Annotated in this window: 15 protein-coding genes and 1 riboswitch; of the genes, 3 read left to right on the forward strand and 12 right to left on the reverse strand. The window is 62.4% G+C overall.

Going from position 1 to position 17,600, the window contains the following annotated elements:
• Positions 1-71: 71 nt before the first annotated feature.
• Together AC0J5Z_RS18700 and AC0J5Z_RS18705 are read right to left on the reverse strand one after the other, a co-directional pair.
• Positions 72-692, reverse strand: coding sequence for a LytR C-terminal domain-containing protein (locus tag AC0J5Z_RS18700; protein WP_475035318.1), 621 nt, complete (start codon positions 690-692; stop codon positions 72-74).
• 49 nt (positions 693-741) lie between these two features.
• A complete protein-coding gene (locus AC0J5Z_RS18705; protein ID WP_024819788.1) occupies positions 742-1,077 on the reverse strand; it encodes a DUF3263 domain-containing protein in 336 nt (111 codons plus the stop codon).
• Positions 1,078-1,182: 105 nt separating this feature from the next.
• Here AC0J5Z_RS18705 and AC0J5Z_RS18710 point away from each other — a divergent pair, with 105 nt between their 5' ends.
• Positions 1,183-1,953, forward strand: a complete 771-nt coding sequence (locus AC0J5Z_RS18710) for a uracil-DNA glycosylase (protein WP_475035322.1) — start codon at positions 1,183-1,185, stop codon at positions 1,951-1,953.
• Between the two features lie 69 nt (positions 1,954-2,022).
• A complete protein-coding gene (locus tag AC0J5Z_RS18715; RefSeq protein ID WP_475035327.1) occupies positions 2,023-2,862 on the forward strand; it encodes a siderophore-interacting protein in 840 nt (279 codons plus the stop codon).
• Positions 2,863-2,918: 56 nt separating this feature from the next.
• Here AC0J5Z_RS18715 and AC0J5Z_RS18720 read toward each other — a convergent pair whose 3' ends face one another.
• The 9 genes from AC0J5Z_RS18720 to AC0J5Z_RS18760 form a co-directional block, all read right to left on the reverse strand.
• Entirely contained in the window at positions 2,919-4,406 is a 1,488-nt protein-coding gene (locus AC0J5Z_RS18720) for a threonine/serine exporter family protein (RefSeq protein WP_475035328.1), read from the reverse strand.
• A 27-nt stretch (positions 4,407-4,433) separates the two neighbouring features.
• Positions 4,434-5,750, reverse strand: a complete 1,317-nt coding sequence (locus AC0J5Z_RS18725; protein WP_475035330.1) for a peptidoglycan bridge formation glycyltransferase FemA/FemB family protein — start codon at positions 5,748-5,750, stop codon at positions 4,434-4,436.
• Positions 5,751-5,860: 110 nt separating this feature from the next.
• The gene (locus tag AC0J5Z_RS18730) at positions 5,861-6,934 is read right to left on the reverse strand and encodes a lipid II:glycine glycyltransferase FemX (RefSeq protein ID WP_475035332.1); all 1,074 of its coding nucleotides are present in this window, start codon (positions 6,932-6,934) and stop codon (positions 5,861-5,863) included.
• Between the two features lie 117 nt (positions 6,935-7,051).
• Positions 7,052-7,873 (reverse strand): DNA/RNA non-specific endonuclease, encoded by an 822-nt coding sequence (locus AC0J5Z_RS18735; RefSeq protein WP_475035334.1) that lies wholly within the window; start codon positions 7,871-7,873, stop codon positions 7,052-7,054.
• 38 nt (positions 7,874-7,911) lie between these two features.
• Positions 7,912-9,324: an L-serine ammonia-lyase gene (locus AC0J5Z_RS18740; RefSeq protein WP_475035336.1), complete on the reverse strand. Its 1,413-nt coding sequence runs from the start codon at positions 9,322-9,324 to the stop codon at positions 7,912-7,914.
• A gap of 429 nt (positions 9,325-9,753) precedes the next feature.
• Complete coding sequence (gcvH, locus tag AC0J5Z_RS18745; RefSeq protein ID WP_311214886.1) at positions 9,754-10,140, reverse strand: glycine cleavage system protein GcvH; 387 nt, start codon at positions 10,138-10,140, stop codon at positions 9,754-9,756.
• A gap of 36 nt (positions 10,141-10,176) precedes the next feature.
• The gene (gene gcvT / locus AC0J5Z_RS18750) at positions 10,177-11,310 is read right to left on the reverse strand and encodes a glycine cleavage system aminomethyltransferase GcvT (RefSeq protein WP_475035340.1); all 1,134 of its coding nucleotides are present in this window, start codon (positions 11,308-11,310) and stop codon (positions 10,177-10,179) included.
• A gap of 9 nt (positions 11,311-11,319) precedes the next feature.
• Positions 11,320-14,166 (reverse strand): aminomethyl-transferring glycine dehydrogenase, encoded by a 2,847-nt coding sequence (gene gcvP / locus AC0J5Z_RS18755; RefSeq protein ID WP_475035342.1) that lies wholly within the window; start codon positions 14,164-14,166, stop codon positions 11,320-11,322.
• A gap of 180 nt (positions 14,167-14,346) precedes the next feature.
• Positions 14,347-14,444: riboswitch (glycine riboswitch) on the reverse strand.
• A 93-nt stretch (positions 14,445-14,537) separates the two neighbouring features.
• Positions 14,538-15,077: a TetR/AcrR family transcriptional regulator gene (locus tag AC0J5Z_RS18760; RefSeq protein WP_475035345.1), complete on the reverse strand. Its 540-nt coding sequence runs from the start codon at positions 15,075-15,077 to the stop codon at positions 14,538-14,540.
• Between the two features lie 72 nt (positions 15,078-15,149).
• Here AC0J5Z_RS18760 and AC0J5Z_RS18765 point away from each other — a divergent pair, with 72 nt between their 5' ends.
• Positions 15,150-16,700: an MFS transporter gene (locus AC0J5Z_RS18765; protein ID WP_475035349.1), complete on the forward strand. Its 1,551-nt coding sequence runs from the start codon at positions 15,150-15,152 to the stop codon at positions 16,698-16,700.
• A gap of 75 nt (positions 16,701-16,775) precedes the next feature.
• Here the strand turns inward: AC0J5Z_RS18765 and AC0J5Z_RS18770 are convergent, their stop codons facing one another.
• A complete protein-coding gene (locus AC0J5Z_RS18770) occupies positions 16,776-17,591 on the reverse strand; it encodes a sigma-70 family RNA polymerase sigma factor (RefSeq protein ID WP_475035351.1) in 816 nt (271 codons plus the stop codon).
• Positions 17,592-17,600: the final 9 nt, after the last annotated feature.

Genomic DNA, 17,600 nt, shown 5'->3' on the forward strand with positions numbered 1-17,600 from the left:
GGCAGGGCACCGCTTTTGTTATTGAGGCTTAACCGAGTTGGGGCATTTCAGCTCAGGAACGGGCTCGATGCCTACTGGTAACCGGGCCCGGCCACAACCACCAGCGGCTGTTGAACCTCGGGCGTTTCCACGATCGTCTGGATGCCCAGCAAGGTACCCAGCGCTTCCGCGTTGGCCTTCTGCTCGGGAGCGTTGTAGAAGATCACGGACGTCTGCTGCGGCAGTCCGCCCCAATTTCCCACCGTACTCAGTGCCCAACCGTCGCCCTGCACGAGGCCGGCCACCCGGCCTGCCAATCCCGCCGTCCCGGCGCCGTTGTAGACAGCCACCGGAGTGGTCTTATCCACTGGAGCCGACGACGTAGTTGCAGAAGGAGATTCCGACGGCGTCGGTTCGCCGCTGGGCTCACTGGAAGCAAGGGGAACGCTGCTGGATTCGGAGGGTGCCGCGGACGGCGCCGTAGAGGTCTGCTGGGCTCCCGGCGTCGTGGTGTTCGACGAAGCGCTGGGTGCTACCAGTCCAAGATTCGGGAGGATCAGGAAAGCCACCAGTCCGAGCACCAAGGCCACTGCCCCAACGGTCAGGACCGGCCACAGGGTGGGGCGTGCGGTCGATTGGGCGTCGCGGTGAACGCCTTGGCGGGACGTGTTCTGCGGAACCTGGTCGAATTCGTCCTTGGCATATTTGGTCATTGTGAAGCGGTGTCCTTGCTGGTTGCTACTGATAGATCAGCCTGGCGATTTACGCGTCGGACCCCAAGCGACGTGCAGTCCTCGCGCGCTGGCGGGACGTACGTAGTCTACGCAGTCTCTTGACGAGCATGGGATCGTGGGCCAACGCGTCCTCGGTATCTATGAGCGCATTCAGGATCTGGTAATAGTGTGTGGCGGAGAGATCGAACAGCTCCCGGATAGCCTGTTCCTTGGCCCCGGCGTACTTCCACCATTGCCGCTCCAAAGCAAGCATCTGCTGGTCCCGCTCGCTCAGGGGAGAGTCACTGCGGGTCTCAGCCGCGAGGTCCTCAAGGGCAAAACCGGTCGCCTGCGACGCCATCGGTTCCGGTGCTGGTTCTGCCACGGCACACTCCTTCGACGCTTGTTGGGGGAAAATGTCCTACCCCCATGTTACGGGCGAATAACAACGCTGTCATTCGCAGTCCGGCACCTCGCGGGGGACAATGGCGTGGTGACTGGCGAGGATGCACTCTTTGACCTTGAACCTGCCGACGCAGCTGACCCGGGCTTCGCTGCCCTGCTGGAACAGCCGCTCGAGGAGCTGGTGGCTCCCGATTGGGCCAGTGCGTTGCGCCCTGTTGAAGGCCAACTCCGGGAAGCCTTGGACTATGTAGCCGGCCAATCCTCCAAGGGCACTCAAGTCCTGCCCGCTGCCAAGAACCTGTTGCGTGCCTTCAAACAGCCTCTGGCCGACGTCAAAGTCTTGATTCTCGGCCAGGATCCGTACCCGACTCCGGGCCACGCCGTCGGGCTTTCCTTCGCCGTTTCCCGCCCAACCCGACCCATCCCGCGAAGCCTCGCCAACATCTACCGCGAACTGCACGACGACCTCGGCCTGCCTCCCCGCGTGCACGGCGACCTCAGCGCCTGGACAGAGCAAGGCGTCCTGCTGCTGAACCGCGTCCTCAGCGTCGAAGCGGGGAACGCCGGCTCCCATCGCGGCAAGGGTTGGGAGGCCATCACGACGGCGGCCGTCACCGCCGTCGCCAACCGTACGGACGGAGCGGGCCGGCAGAGTCCGCTGGTGGCGATCCTGTGGGGCAAGGATGCCGAGGGCGTCGTGCCGCTACTGGGCGGGGCGCCGTCCATCGTCTCGGTCCATCCCAGTCCTCTCTCCGCGTCGCGCGGCTTCTTCGGCTCCAGGCCCTTCAGCCGGACCAACGAACTGCTGGTCGACCTCGGCGCTGACCCTATCAATTGGGAATTGCCTGTCCTGTAGTTGACGGTGAACTGTAACCTTCGACTCATACCCAGCTGTCGCGCAGGCAATTAGCTTAGGCTTACCTACATGACTGCTCTCCCCGTCACTTCGTCCGCCACACGCAAAACCCGTCCGCAGGTCAATCTGACCGTTCTGAGCAATGAACGCCTATCACCGCATATGGTGCGGATCGTGGCTGGCGGACCCGGGTTCAGCGACTACGCGAACAACGAATACGTGGACCGGTACGTCAAGATCGTCTTCCCGCAGCCAGTCGTCGAGTATGAACTCCCGCTGGACCTGTGGGCCATCCGCGACACCATGCCCCGCGAGCAGTGGCCTCACACCCGCACGTACACCATCCGATGGGTGCACCTGGAAGCACAGGAACTGGCCATCGACTTCGTGGTGCACGGTGATGAAGGACTGGCCGGTCCGTGGGCTGCCGCTGCCCAGCCAGGCGACCCGCTGATATTCACGGGTCCAGGCGGCGCGTACAACCCGGCCCCCGACGCCGATTGGTACCTTTTCGCCGGCGACGACGCCGCGATACCGGCCATCGCAGCCTGCGTTGAGGCCCTTGCTCCCGATGCACGCGGAACCGTGTTCCTTGAGGTGGATAACGAGGCCGACATTCTTCCGATCTCCGCGCCGGTGGGTGTGGAGTTGCACTGGTTGCTGCGCAAGGGTGTTCAAGCGGGGTCCAGCGAGCTGCTGCTCGAAGCCCTCCGCAACGCCGAATGGTTGCCCGGACGCGTGGACGTCTTCGCCCACGGCGAGCGGGGCTACATGAAAGGGCTCCGCGAGATCTTCTTCGTGCAGCGCGGCTTGGAGCGTTCGCAGGTTTCGCTGTCCGGCTACTGGGCGCAGGGCCGTGTGGAGGAAGTCTTCCAGGCTGAGAAGAAGCTCCCTGTGGGACAGATCTAGATGTAGTCCTTAAAGCCGATCGGCGCCGCCTCCTGGCGGCGCCGCTCGTTTTGTCGTTATCGCCTGCGGACCCTGCGCCGCTCGTTGCTGGACAGGCCCTTCGTCAGCGGCCTTGCCAAGTTGTCGCCAAGCACGATGCCTGCGGCCACTCCGAGCACGATTGCGCCGGCGTTGAGCATGCCGCCAGCCCCGAGCAGGATGTCCCCTTCTTCGACGGTCAAAACGTACATCGACCGGAATATAGTGAGGCCGGGCAACAGGATCAATGCTGCAGGGACCGCGACCACCAGCTGCGGAGCACCCAGCTTAAGCGCCACGACGCGGCCCAACAGACCGATCACCACCGCCGCGACAGCTGGCGATAGACGGTCGCCGAGCCCGGCTGCCCCGGCCCCCCACAAAACGAAGAAGCCCACTATGCCCACTGCCGTCGTCGGGAGCAACAGGCGCATTTGCGTTTGTTCGGTAACGCCGATGGCAACTACCGCAATCGCGATCAGGATCGCTTGGCCCCAGAGAGGATACGCATCGGGGAATGTTCGCGTGACGTCGAGGACCTCGCTGCCCATCAGCGTTCCGACCACGACGGCGACGCCGATACCAGCCACAATCGCTCCAAAGGTGAGCGCAGTGGAAAGGAATCGGCCGGCCGCGGTGACCGGAAAGCCGTTGATCGCATCCTGGACGGACGAAACGAGGCGGCCCGTTGGAAGCAACAGGAGGATTCCGCCCGCCACCACAATGGACGGAGCGATGTCCACACCTGCCCAACCAAGCATCAGCGCGATGAAGGTGACCAGGAACGCGCACGCCATGGTGTTGAAGAAGTCAGCAGTCCGCCACCTGGCAAGTTGCCGGGAGAGCAGGCTGATCAGGATGTTCGAACCAAAAGCCACCGCGGACGCACCAATGCCACCACCCAGGACTCCCACAAACACTGCGGCGAAGATGCCGAAGGCCATGGTGACCATCCACCGCGGGAAGGGTTTGGCGCTGCGGATGATCTCGTTCAACCTGCGCACTGCTTCGTCGCGGCCCACTCCCCCTGCCACGATGTCCGTGACCAACTGGTGCACCTGCGCCAGGCCGGCGTAGTTGTTGGTCCACGAGCGCACCACGCGGAGCAGCGTGATGGGCGTCTGGTCCTTGGGCGCGTAGTTGATGGCCACCGACTGGTTGGTGATGTCCACTTCAACGTTCTTCAATCCAAGGGCTGCCGTGACCGCAATCATGCTGGTCTCCACTTCAAGGGCACCTGCACCGTATCGGAACATGACTTCGGCGAGATGAAGGGCGAAGTCGATGGTCTTGCGGGCCGAAGCGTCCACACCTACCACTTGGATGGTGGGGTTGGCGTAAGGACTTCCGGCCAACCGGTCCACGATGTTCATGGGTGCGGTAGGCGGGCTGTCGCCTTGAACCAGGCGCATCAGCATGCGTTTGGCGTTGACGTTCTGGCGGACCTGGGACGGCCGCAACGGCTGGGTCTTGGGCAACCCGTCGGTATGGGGCCTGTTGGCGGACCCCTCGGGGCGTTCAGTCACGCGGTGATCCTCCCTTGGCTTGTGTGATTAGCGATTCCTCCGAAATTTTCCTACTACCGGTAATTTCTCAAGAGGCAATCGTCCCAATACTGTCTGGGCGGCGCCTGCGAGCTTCCTGACCGCGCGGTAGCCGTGGAAGATGAGCGGGTTCACCGGTGCTGCGAAATCGCCCACCAACTGGACGACCTCGCCACCGAAGCCCTTCTTGAATTCGTACCCGCCGTGGCCTGTCTCATCCTGGCCCTGGATGCCGAACGTGCCGTAGAAGTTGTAGCGCGAGTATCCATTGTTCAGGGCGTGCAGCATCATGCCCCAGTAGAGGGACGTGGCGCCGTTGAAGTAGATGTAGTCCTGCACTGTGCCGCCGATAACGCACACGAGTTCGTCTCCGGAGCAAGCGAAGTGGATGGCGGCCACAGTCGCGACGCCCACGGAGTCAGGGAAGCGCTCGATGTCCTTGAGGCTGCGCTCGTAGCTGTCCACGAGGTCCTGGACCACTTTGACGCGGTTGGCCTTCTTCTTGCTGCCAGTCTCCTCGACTTCCCGTTTGAGATCTGCCAAGGTTTTGGACTCAGCATCCAGGCGCTCGGTGATGGACGCCCGGTACTCAGGGATGTTGATCTTGGCCATCATGAGCTTGGTGAACTCGTCCGAAGTGTTCCGGAGGAGTTGCTCATAGTACTCGCGTTCGCGGTACGTGAAGCCCTTCTCATCGCCGGCGGTGCTCAGCGCGTTGTAGAACTCATCCAGCGTTTCCAGCGTGGCCTGTTCCAGGTAGACGCCGTTCTTTTCGGCTTTACGGATGGCCTTGCGGGTGCGGTAGTTCATGCCCATGATGAGCTCTTCGGAATCAGCAATGCCGTCGAGATGCTTGATGAACATCCAGTTGATGTTGGCGAAGTTCATGTCGAAGCCCTGGTGCTTGAAGCCCAAGCCTTCGAACTCCTTCAGCAACGGCCGGTTGTCCTCAACTTCGGGGTGCTCGGCGCCTTCTTCGTCCCGAGCGATGTACCGGATATTAGGCGAGATGCGCACCTCGGCGGCCTTCTTCGAGGCCGCATGCTTCTTCAACTGCTCGACGACGAAGCGCACCACGGTGGGGTCGCTGTAGTCCATCAGTGGTCCCTTGGCGCAGTCGCACACCTTGTAACCGAGACGGTTCGCGGTGTACACGAGCTTGCCCGCCGCAATCAGGCTGTCGCCACGCCTCACACCGAAGAGTTCAACTTCCTGTCCACGGGCTCGCTGGAACCGCGTCAGATCCATGGACTGGATGAAGCTTCCGTGCGGGTGCCCCTTGGCAAAGGTCTCGAAATCAGCGTCACTGAGAATCACGAATTCCATGTCGGTTCCAGCCTCAATCGGAGTCAAAGAAATTACCTCACCTAAAAGTAGATTTGCGCCCGTTGGTGGCCGGGGCGGGCCTGAAGTTGGCTTGTTGGCTGTCCTTGGCGTCAGTAGAACTGGCCGCCGGTGCGCATGGTCTCGAGTCGACGGAAGATACGTTCAGCACCCTTAAGCCACAGCTTGTAGCGGACCGGTCCCAGCACAAGGTCGTAACAACCCACGAAATCCGTGACGGTCTTGGTGAAGCTTGTTTTGAAAGACCCCAAGCCATAGAGCGGGTGGGATTTGTCCTTGATCCGGGCAGCAGGTGGAGTCCCGCAGAAGTCGTATTCCACGCACCCGAGTTCCTGCATGCGCTGGATCGCCGCCCACTGCACCAAGTGTGAGTCACCGTATTGCTGACGGTTCTGGGTGGAGCCGCCGTCCTTATACGTTGCTTTGGAACCGTAGTTAATGACAAATGCGCCAACACTGGGGGCGCCGTCCTCGTGGACGAAGAAGAAATGCCCTTGGCCGCGGCTGCAGAATTCACCCCAGAACTTGGAGTAATACTCGTAGCTCCGCAGCGGCATGGCACCCTTGGCGTTCACGGTGTTATGCATGAGGGCATAGAGCGTCCGATAGCTGTCTTCGCCCGGCTCAGCTTGCAGAACCTCGCACCCCTCGCGCTCCGCCCTGCGAACTGCGTTGCGGGCACGCGAGGAAATGCTGCGGAGGACTTCATGGGCCGGTGCGGAGATATCAAGTAGGGCTGTGGAGTCATTGGACTGGATGTTGGGGGCCTTCACCAAGCCACCAGCTTGAAGATCTGCCATGGCGTCAGCCGAGTCCACAATGTCAGGCTCGATCTTGATGGTGAAGACGTTCATCTTCTTCGCACGGGCCAGGGCGGCTACTGCTTTCAGGGCGGGCTGGATGTCGCTGACATCGACGACGTCCGGTCCCTTGATGAGGTACCAGAGACGCCCCAAGACCGGGAACTTCTTCTCCAGGAGCAGGTTGTAGCTGGAGTACTCGGCGGTCTCCACCACCAGGCGGCGGACCAGCCAGCCGTTACCGTCCTTGACTGCCGCGTAGGCATCCGACTGCAGCATGTTGCCGCCGTTCGGATTCGCCGTGACGTGCTTGTCCCAGTTATCGATTTCCTCGGCGGTGGCAAAGCGGGCGGTAAATTCTCGCAAGGGCCGTGTCCAATCTCAGGGTTCAGTGCAGTGTTCAAAGCTTTGTGCGCATGCGGACATGCAGCCTCAAGTCTATCGGGGATGTGGATATCCCCGATTCTGCTGGCCGGCCACGAGTTAGAGCCTGATCTGATCTGCTCTCTCCAGCTTGATGGCCCTGGGCGCCTTCCCTAGCTCGCGCTGGCCACTGGCCAGGCGATCCGCGCTGATAAGCCTGCTAAGACTGAGCCCGGTCAAGTCTGCGATCTCTCCGATGGGAACCTGGAAGGTGCGAAAGGGACCCAGCGGCGGCGGCTCGCCCTCCAGGAGTCGCTCTCTAATCGCTTTCTTCAACTCGACCTTGCCCAGCAAGGGCGACTGATCCAGCACGAATCCGGCTGCGCCAAGTTTGCCATCATTCGTCCAAGCGGCGATTTTCCAGAATCTCCGGGGAACCTGCACGCCTCGGTAGAGGGCATCGTCATCCAGGAAGACCGGACCGGTGAACACGCTGAGCTTGGCATCATGGGCGTCGGCATGCTCCAGCACGTGGTCTTCGAGCCCTACCCACAGTTCCTTCCCCTGATTGAAGTCATCAATCTGTGGTGCCGCGTTGGTATAGCTAAAGGTGTCCTGGTTGGCTTTCCTAGCCGTTGCTGCGTCGCCCCACACCGGATCCAGGCGCCGGACCAGGTGGCCGCGATCAAACGCGTTGTTCTTGTACACATCCGGGCCAGCCTGCTGCTCCCTGGGGATCCGGTCATCCAAATGCCACGATCCCTCGCGGGCCAAGGGCACAAGTTCCTTGCCGTTGATGTTGACCCCCACAATCGCCGCGAGCTTCCGGGCAGCCCGGAAACGCACGGAAAAGTGGGTATAGTCCAAAAGAGTCGTCGTTGCCGACGGACTGGGCAGTTCAAGCCGTGTCCGCAAAAAGTCCCTGCTGTATCCCCCGCTCATGGATACAGCATTGCATCAGGGACTGACAATAACGTGACTCAGCATTCGACGACGTTGACGGCGAGGCCGCCCATCGCTGTTTCCTTGTACTTGGAGGACATGTCCTTGCCCGTTTCACGCATGGTCACGATCACCTCATCCAAGGACACCCGGTGCGTCCCGTCACCCCACAAAGCCATCTTCGCCGCGTTGATCGCCTTCGCCGCAGCGATCGCGTTCCGCTCAATACACGGAATCTGCACCAAACCCCCGATCGGATCACACGTCAAACCCAGATTGTGTTCCATCGCGATCTCCGCGGCGTTCTCCACCTGACCCGGCGTACCACCCATCACCTCAGCCAACCCGGCAGCGGCCATCGACGACGCCGACCCCACCTCACCCTGACACCCAACCTCGGCCCCCGAAATGGACGCCTGCTCCTTATACAACACACCCACCGCACCCGCGGCGAGCAAGAACTTCACCACCACATCGTCCTTATCGGCCTGCGTGGCCTGATCCATCCCCGGAGCATAATTCAACGCGTAATACAGCACCGCCGGAATGATCCCCGCCGCACCATTGGTCGGCGCCGTGACCACCCGACCACCCGAAGCGTTCTCCTCATTGACCGCCAACGCGATCAGGTTCACCCACTCCTGCCAATACTTCGGATCGTTCCGGTCCTTGTCCTCCTTCAGCAACCGCTCCAACCAATCAGGAGAACGACGCCGGACCTTCAAACCCCCGGGCAACACACCCTCACGCTTCAAAGACGTTTCAACACACGCCTCCATCACCGACCAGATATGCAAAAGACCCTCCCGGATCTCCTCCTCACTCCGGGACGCCCGCTCATTGATGAACATAATGTCGCTGATCCCCAACCCCTTCGAGGAACACCGGCCCATCAACTCCGCCGCCGTCCGAAACGGCAACGGCAACTCCGCTTTCGTCTCCTCAAGCTCAGCCCGGGCCGCGTCCTCCTCACCCTCCCGGACAATGAACCCACCACCCACCGAAAAGAACGTCGCCTCCCGCAGCACATTCCCCTCAGCATCAGAGACAGCAAACTTCATCCCGTTCGTGTGCCGCGGCAACACCGTCAACGGATGCAGGATCATGTCCTCAACCGCATACGGCAGCTCAACGCCTTCGCCGGAGGCACCAGCCAGGTTCAAAACACCTGTCTCAGCGATCGTCGCGAGCCGCTCCTCCACCTCCTCCGGCAGGATCAGCTCGGGGTGATAACCCTCCAAGCCCAGCAGCGTAGCCGTCATGGTCCCGTGCCCACGACCCGTCGCAGCCAACGAGCCATACAGATCAACCCGCAGCGACGCCACCGAGCCCAAGACGCCAGCGTCCTTGAGCTCACCAGCGAACACCGCAGCAGCCCGCATCGGTCCCACAGTATGAGAACTCGACGGACCAATACCCACAGAGAACAGATCGAAAACACCAACAGCCATGGTCGGGATCCCTTAACAAAGCTTGAAAACGGTCCGGCAGATGGTCCTGCCGGAGGGCCGCCCCTGCTTATGGCGGAGGTCGGCCGAAGCACGACGCCGGATGGCCCCCAAAGGCGGCAACCCGGCGTCGCTATATTATTCAGTTCTACAATCCCACGCTACGCCACAGTCGGCGGCTGGTGGCCCGTTGGGCCGACCTCCTCCGCGGGCTTCCACCATCCAATACAGGGTTTAGCTGCCAGACATGCCGTGCGCACGGCACCTCCGGCAGCGAACCCACGAATTGGACTGGCAATACCTCGCCGGCTCCGGGAACGGCCCCTTGGGACCGGCGTCCGGCAGCGACCGTCTAAGGGAGCTTCGCGTCCGCCCAGCGGGCGCCCAAGCGACCGAGGTCGCAGAGGATGTCGGTCCCACTGGCCAGAGCAGTTAGGACAGGTCTCCGCCATTCTTGGAGGCGTATTCCTCTGCCGAAAGCAGCGGGCCCTCGGACTCAGCGGCAACCTTGAACAGCCAGCCGGCGCCGTAGGGATCGTTGTTGATCAGGGCGGGGTCGGAAACAACGGCGTCGTTGATCTCCGTGACCTCGCCAGTCACCGGCGAGTACAGGTCCGAAACGGACTTGGTGGACTCGACTTCGCCACAGGTCTCACCTGCAGTCACAGTGGAACCGACTTCGGGCAGGTCAACATAAACAATGTCACCCAGTGCGTCGGTGGCAACCTCGGAGATACCAACGGACACCGAGTTCCCCTCGCCGCGGGAAACCCACTCGTGTTCGTCGGAGTACTGAAGTTCGGGCGCTACTTTGGGCATTCTGTTTCCTTTTCGTGTGATGACTAAACCGGTGAATTACTTTTGGCGCTTGTAGAACGGCAGTGCGACGACTTCGAAAGGCTCTGCCTTGCCGCGCAGGTCGATGTCCAACGCCGTGCCGATTGCACTGTGCTCGACAGCAACGTAGGCCAAAGCTACCGGGTACCCAAGCGTCGGGCTGGGCTGACCAGAGGTGACTTCGCCAACCACGGCGCCGTCCTTGAGGACCGGGTAGTGGCCGCGTCCGGCGCGTCGACCCAGGCCCTTGAGGCCAACGAGCTTGCGTCCGCTGGTGGATCCGGCACCGTCAGCCTTGAGGGCAGCGAGTGCCTCTTTGCCAACGAAGTCACCTTCCTTGGACAGCGCCACCACGGGTCCGAGCCCTGCCGCGAAGGGGTTGCCCTCGCGGGACAGCTCGTTGCCGTAAAGCGGCATGCCGGCTTCGAGGCGAAGCGAGTCGCGGGATGCGAGACCAGCCGGGGTGAGCTCGCCTTCTTCAGCGACGTCCGCGATGGCCTGCCACAGGGCAGCAGCGGAGTCGTTGGACACAAAGATTTCGAAGCCGTCTTCGCCCGTGTACCCGGTACGTGCCAGCAGCAGGTCCTGAGTGCCGCCGTCGAACGTCAACGGGACTTCAACCGCCGCGTAGTACTTCAGCTCCGTGACCAGCGCGTGCTGTTCGGCGGGAACCAAGCGAAGGAGGATCGCCTCAGCGAGCGGACCCTGAACAGCGATCAGGGAAGTCGACGCGGAAGCGTCCTCAACAACAACATCAAACCCAGCGGCGCGCTCCAGAAGAGCCGCAGCAACCACAGCAGCGTTGCCGGCGTTCGGAACCACCAGGAACTTCTCCGAGCCACGACGATACGTGATGAGGTCGTCGATGATGCCGCCGTCTGCCTGGCAGATCAGCGAGTACTTGGCCTTGCCCTCGGCCATGGCGGAGATCTTTCCCACCAGGGCGTAGTCGAGGAACGCGGCAGCCTCGGGACCGGTGACCCAGACTTCGCCCATGTGGGAGAGGTCGAACAGGCCGGCGGACTTTCGGACGGCATGGTGCTCAGCCAACTCCGAGGAGTACTTGAGCGGCATCTGCCAGCCACCGAAGTCGGTGAAGGACGCGCCGAGCTTCTTGTGCTCTTCGTACAGAGCCGTGTAGTTCTCAGTCATGACCAGTCCTTAGTTTTCGAAGTCTTCGATCGGCGGGCAGGAGCAGACCAGGTTACGGTCTCCGGCTGCGCCGTCGATGCGGCCAACGGGCGGGAAGTACTTGTCCTGCTTGAGGTGGTGGACCGGGAAGGCGGCCTGCTCGCGCGGGTACGCACGGTCCCAGTCAGAACTTACGACGGCGGCAGCCGTGTGGGGTGCGCGGCGAAGCGGAGAATCCTGCACGGAGAAATCACCGTTGGCCACCTGGTCGATTTCCTTGCGGATGGTGATCATGGCTTCGATGAAACGGTCGATCTCCACGAGGTCTTCGGACTCGGTGGGTTCCACCATGAGCGTGCCCGCAACCGGGAAGGCCAGGGTGGGAGCGTGGAAGCCGAAGTCGATGAGGCGCTTGGCCACGTCTTCAGCAGTCACGCCGGTCTTGGCCGTGAGTTCACGCAGATCCAGGATGCACTCGTGCGCCACGAGTCCGCCTTCGCCGGTGTAGAGGACCGGGAAGTGCTCGTTGAGGCGGGATGCGATGTAGTTTGCAGCCAGCAGTGCAGACTTGGTGGCTTCGGTGAGGCCTTGGCCACCCATGAGCTTCACGTAGGCCCACGAGATCGGCAGGACTCCGGCGGAACCGAAACGCGACGCCGAAATCGGAACGTCGTTGCCTTCGCTCCAGGTTGCTGCATCGCCCGGCATGAACGGCGCAAGGTGTGCCTTTGCAGCAACGGGGCCCACGCCCGGGCCGCCGCCGCCGTGCGGGATGCAGAAGGTCTTGTGCAGGTTCAGGTGGGACACGTCGCCGCCGAACTTGCCCGGCTGGGCGAGCCCGACGAGGGCGTTGAGGTTGGCGCCGTCGATGTACACCTGGCCGCCGGCCTCGTGGATGGCGTCGCATACTTCGCGGACGTCGGCGTCGTACACGCCGTGCGTGGACGGGTAGGTGATCATGATCGCCGAGAGCGCGTCACGGTTGGCTTCGATCTTGTTCTTGAGGTCAACGTGGTCGATGGTGCCATCTGGAGCCGTGGCAACTACCACTACCTTCATGCCGGCCAGCACTGCCGAAGCTGCGTTGGTGCCGTGGGCAGAAGCCGGAATCAAGCAGACAGTGCGCTGCTCGTCCCCGCGGGACAGGTGGTAGCCGCGGATCGCCAGCAAGCCGGCGAGCTCGCCCTGGGAACCTGCATTCGGCTGGATGGAGACCTGATCGTAGCCGGTGATCTCGGTCAGCTGGGCTTCCAGGTCGGTGATGAGTTCACGCCAGCCCTCGGTCTGGGAATCCGGAGCGAACGGGTGGATGGAGGCGAACTCCGGCCAGGAAATGGCTTCCATCTCAGCCGTGGCGTTCAGCTTCATGGTGCAGGAACCCAGCGGAATCATGGTGCGGTCCAACGCGAGGTCGCGGTCCGAGAGCTTGCGGATGTAGCGCAGGAGCTGGGTTTCAGAGCGGTGCGTGTTGAACACCGGGTGCTGCATGAAGTCGCTCGTGCGTTCAACTGAGCCCTCAAGCGCAAAGCCGTCAGCGGACTCAAGGACCGAAGCGCCGAAGACCTCAAGGAGACGACCGACAATCTCATCAGTAGTGGTCTCATCGACGGAGATGCCAACCGTGTCAGCATCAATGCCGCGCAGGTTGATGCCCTTGGCCTCGGCAGCGGCGACGATCTCAGCGGCCTTGCCGGGGATGCGGACGGTGATGGTGTCGAAGAAGGAGCCGTGGAGGACCTCGACGCCGGCGCCCTTCAGTGACGCTGCAAGGGCGCGGGCGTGACCGTGGGCGGTTTCGGCAATCGCCTTCAAGCCCTCGGGGCCGTGGTAGACGGCGTACATCGAGGCCACGATGGCCAACAGTGCCTGCGCGGTACAGATGTTGGATGTGGCCTTCTCGCGGCGGATGTGCTGCTCACGTGTCTGCAGCGCCAAGCGGTAGGCGGGGACACCGGCGTCGTCCTTGGAAACGCCCACCAGACGGCCGGGCATGGAACGCTCCAGACCCTTCTGGACGGCCATGTAGGCAGCGTGCGGGCCGCCGAAGAACAGCGGAACGCCCAAGCGTTGTGCGGAACCAACGGCGATGTCGGCGCCCTGCTCACCTGGAGGGGTGATGAGGGTCAAGGAAAGAAGGTCGGCAGCGACGGTAACCAGCGCACCGCGCTCCTTGGCGTCGGCGATCACGGCAGAGTGGTCGAACACGCGGCCGGACACACCCGGCTGCTGGAGAACGACGCCGTTGATGGCACCTTCCGGGAGACCCAAGGAAAGGTCAGCGACCTCGACTTCGAAGCCGAGCGCCTCGGCACGGCCCTTGACGATGGCGATGGTCTGCGGGAGGCAGTCTGCGTCGAGGACGGTCTTGCCATCCTGGGCAGCCTTGTTCTTGTTGGCTCGGCGCATCATGAGGACGGCTTCGGCCACTGCGGTTGCTTCATCCAGGAGGGATGCGTTGGCGATTGGCAGGCCGACGAGGTCCTGGACCATGGTCTGGAAGTTCAGGAGTGCTTCGAGGCGCCCCTGCGAGATTTCCGGCTGGTACGGAGTGTAGGCCGTGTACCAGGCCGGGGACTCGAGGATGTTGCGGCGGATCACCGGCGGCGTCACGGTGTCGTAGTAGCCCTGGCCGATCATCTGGACGGCGGTCTTGTTCTTGGACGCGAGCCTGCGCAGCTCAGCCAGAACTTCAACTTCGCTCAGTGCGTTCTGCAGGGTAAGGGCAACATCCTGGCGGATGTCGTTCGGGACGGCGGTGTCGACCAACGAATCGACGGTGTCGTAGCCGACGGACTTGAGCATGGTCTCAATGTCGGCCTGGCGGCGGGCGCCGATATGCCGATCGACGAAGGTGGTGGAGGCAGAACTAACCGTCACGAAGGAACTCCATTACTTGGGCAGCGTTTGGGTACGCCACAGCGGCTGGGTTCCTCCCCGCTCTGTATTGGACCTGAGAGTTTCCGCGCGTTGCGTGAACAACCATCGCTTGCACCGTCGGTGAGCACAGCACTCTTTCACCCGAAGGTGGGCGGAGTGCCTGCTGCTTTCCAGAGTTGCCTAGCCGCGGCGGTGCGTGGGCCTGAGAGATTCCTGGGGAGGGTTTGCTCCTACGGCGCCTGCATCACTTGCTTGCAGGACTCTCCCGCCGCAGATCAAAGGCATGTTCAGTTGTGTATGGGTGCCGCGTTGGACACGCCACAAGGGTTAATTGTCCTATGTGCCGGGCGCTGCAGCAAATGGATGACTCGCTACTTCCGAAGCCGCTCGAGGACTCCCAGCAGGATTTCGACGTCGGCCTCCCGCCCGGCGTTGCCACCCTCCTGCCCACCTTCGAATATCGCGTTGAAATAGAGGCCATCACCCATGTAGCTCACGGCCTTGGCAACTTCCGGTCCGACGTCCTCTGCGAGCACGTCCAGCCACCGTTGCTGGATCGCGGCGAACCTGCGGCGGGTTTCCTCGTGGGCCACCTCGGCCAGTCTTGTGGCGGCGACGAACGCCCGGTCCATAGGGGTGTCCGCCCAGAGCGAGGACCGGATGAAGTAGGCGGCTGAACCATCCGGCGCCGCCTTCATCAGTTCGGTATCTTCCTGGGCGAGCAAGTCCAGGCGCTCCAGGAGGGCTGCGATCAGCGCTTCCTTATTGGGAAAGTGGTAGAGCAGCCCGCCCTTGGACACCCCTGCCCGCTTGGCAACGGCGTCGAGCGTGGCGGCACGCTCCCCCACCTCAATAAGGAGGGCTTCGAAGGCATCCAGGACGGCGTCCCGGGCAACTGGTTTTCGTGGCATGTGTCCATCATTCCCTAAAGGCTTGCAGGGTTGCATTTGAAACTATACCGTCTGGACGGTACAGTAAGTGACATGTTCTCGCCGTCCTCAACCCAAGCACCCCGTTCCGCTCATCCCGTTAAGGGCCAGGCAGCACCGTGGCGCGACTGGACGGCACTGGCACTCCTGATGTTCCCGGTGCTGCTGGTGGCCGTCGACAACACTGCGCTCACCTTTGCCCTGCCCGAAATCGCCCGTTCCCTGGATGTGGGCGGCGTGCAGCTCCTATGGATTGTTGACGCCTATCCGCTGGTCCTGGCTGCACTCCTTGTTTCCATGGGCAACCTGGGCGACAGGATCGGACGACGCCGGCTGCTGATGATCGGCAGCACGGGCTTCGCAGCGGTTTCGGCTGCTACAGCTTTCGCGCCTTCCGCTGAATGGCTCATCGCCGGCCGCGCAGGCCTTGGCGTCTTCGGCGCCATGCTGATGCCCTCCACGTTGTCCCTGATCCGGAACATCTTCACCGATCCCAACCGGCGCCGGCTTGCGATCGCAGTCTGGGCCGCAGGTTTCTCCGGTGGCGCCGCCCTCGGCCCGATCTTCGGTGGGTGGCTTGTGGAGCACTTCTGGTGGGGTGCCGTTTTCCTGGTTGCAGCCTTCCTGCTCCTGCCACTCCTTGCTTTCGGCCGGCTCCTGATTCCCGAGTCCAAGGACGCCAACCCGGGCCGGGTCGATCTGCCCAGCATTGTGTTGTCCGTGGTCACCATGGCGCCGTTCGTTTACGGCATCAAAGAATTCGCGGTCCACGGTTTCGGAGCGTCGGCTGCAGCTTTCATGGGCTTCGGCGTGGTGATGGGAATTCTCTTCGTCCGTCGTCAGCAGCGGATTGAGAACCCCATGCTGGATGTCGCCTTGTTCAAGAACAAGGTGTTCAGCACCGCAATCGTGGCGAACGTGCTGTCTCTGTTCTCCATGACGGGGTTCATCTACTTCTTTGCCCAGCACCTGCAGCTGGTTGAAGGGCAGTCGCCCATGGAGGCCGGCATCGCAATGATTCCCGCGCTCCTTGCAACAGTCATCGCCGGCCTGCTGGTGGTCCCGCTGGTCAAGCGGGTGCGGCCCGGGTTCGTGGTGGCTGCAGGACTGACGCTCAGTGCCGTGGGCTACCTGATTGTGGTGGTGGGAGACCACGGCAGCGGACCCGTGTTCCTGTTGTCAGCCTTAACCGTCCTCGCAGTTGGTGTGGGCGCTGCGGAGACCATCTCCAACGACCTCATCCTGGCGTCAGTGCCCGCCGACAAGTCCGGTGCCGCCTCGGCTATTTCCGAGACCGGCTATGAATTGGGTTCGCTCCTGGGAACGGCTGTGCTTGGCTCAATCCTTACTGCTTCTTACCAGCACAACCTCATCATTCCGGATGGTGTATCCACGCAAGCCGCAGGCAAGTCCACTGAAACACTAGCCGGCGCTGTTGATGCAGCTGCTGCCCTTCCGGCTCCATTGTCGGAGGCCCTGACAGTTGCCGCCCGGACAGCTTTCGAGTCCGGCGTCCACATCACTGCCGCGATTGGCTTGGTACTGATGGCGGGCGCCGCAGTGCTCGCCGCCGTCGTACTCCGGCGTGTGCCGAAGGCGCAGTAGTAAGCAGAGGACTGGCTACGTATCTGGAGGGCCGGGTCGCTCAGCGGCCCGGCTCTCCTTATTCTTGTGCGCTGCCTAGACGGCGCTGTTGAGCGCGGATCCCAGTCCCAGCCCTCGGGTGATTCCGCCTGTGGTTGCCGAGGCCAACGCGGAAAGATAATCATTACGGCGTCGGGCGGTGATGCGGGATTCTGGCTCAAAGGCTTGATCGGGGCTGTCTGCGTAGTGGGCGGCCAGGCCGTCGCGCATGAGCCGGATACCCTCGGCCCGCTGCTGCGAGACAGCGGCGTGGGTAGAGCCCAATTCCTCGGCAAGCTCCTTAACGGAACGCCCCGCAAGGTAGATCTCCTGAATAACGAAGCGCATCTTTTCCGGCAAAGCGTCGACGGCGGCGCGGAGGTACTTGATGCGTTCATCGGCCAGTACGGAGTGTTCCGGTGAAGCAGCGGGCGAGGCAACAGTGTCTGCCACCACTTCGTCCAACGACGTAAGGGTCCGCGCCGCGTCGGCCATGGCAGCCTCGACGTAGCTGCGTTCCACACCTAAGGCCGAGGCCATTTCGGCAACGCTGGGGCTTCGTCCCAGAACGCCCGTCAGGGTCTCCTGGATAGCCGTGGTTTCCTTGATCCGTTTGCGGGCTGAGCGTGTGGCCCAGTCGCCGGCGCGCATCTCATCCGCGAACGCACCGACGATCCTCCGGCGCGCAAACGCACCGAACGGAACGCCGAGGTCGGGGTCGAAGGAGTCGGCTGACGTAATAAGCGCCACGGAACCAACAGAAGCAAAATCGTCGCGCGACAAATGCGTGGCGCGCGCGCAAAGGTCAGAGACCAAGTAACCAACGAGTGGAAGGTGCTGCAACACCAGCTCGTTGCGCTGTTCGCGATTCAAAAGTGAGTC

Source organism: Paenarthrobacter sp. TRD_SC_7, assembly GCF_056156245.1.

Bases quoted from the DNA above. Each gene is read 5' to 3' on its own strand.
- AC0J5Z_RS18735 (WP_475035334.1), bottom strand. From the start codon at position 7,873: ATGAGCGGGGGATACAGCAGGGACTTTTTGCGGACACGGCTTGAACTG.
- gcvH (WP_311214886.1), bottom strand. From the start codon at position 10,140: ATGCCCAAAGTAGCGCCCGAACTTCAGTACTCCGACGAACACGAGTGG.
- gcvT (WP_475035340.1), bottom strand. From the start codon at position 11,310: ATGACTGAGAACTACACGGCTCTGTACGAAGAGCACAAGAAGCTCGGC.
- AC0J5Z_RS18715 (WP_475035327.1), top strand. From the start codon at position 2,023: ATGACTGCTCTCCCCGTCACTTCGTCCGCCACACGCAAAACCCGTCCG.
- AC0J5Z_RS18725 (WP_475035330.1), bottom strand. From the start codon at position 5,750: ATGGAATTCGTGATTCTCAGTGACGCTGATTTCGAGACCTTTGCCAAG.
- AC0J5Z_RS18700 (WP_475035318.1), bottom strand. From the start codon at position 692: ATGACCAAATATGCCAAGGACGAATTCGACCAGGTTCCGCAGAACACG.
- AC0J5Z_RS18760 (WP_475035345.1), bottom strand. From the start codon at position 15,077: ATGCCACGAAAACCAGTTGCCCGGGACGCCGTCCTGGATGCCTTCGAA.
- AC0J5Z_RS18740 (WP_475035336.1), bottom strand. From the start codon at position 9,324: ATGGCTGTTGGTGTTTTCGATCTGTTCTCTGTGGGTATTGGTCCGTCG.
- AC0J5Z_RS18765 (WP_475035349.1), top strand. From the start codon at position 15,150: ATGTTCTCGCCGTCCTCAACCCAAGCACCCCGTTCCGCTCATCCCGTT.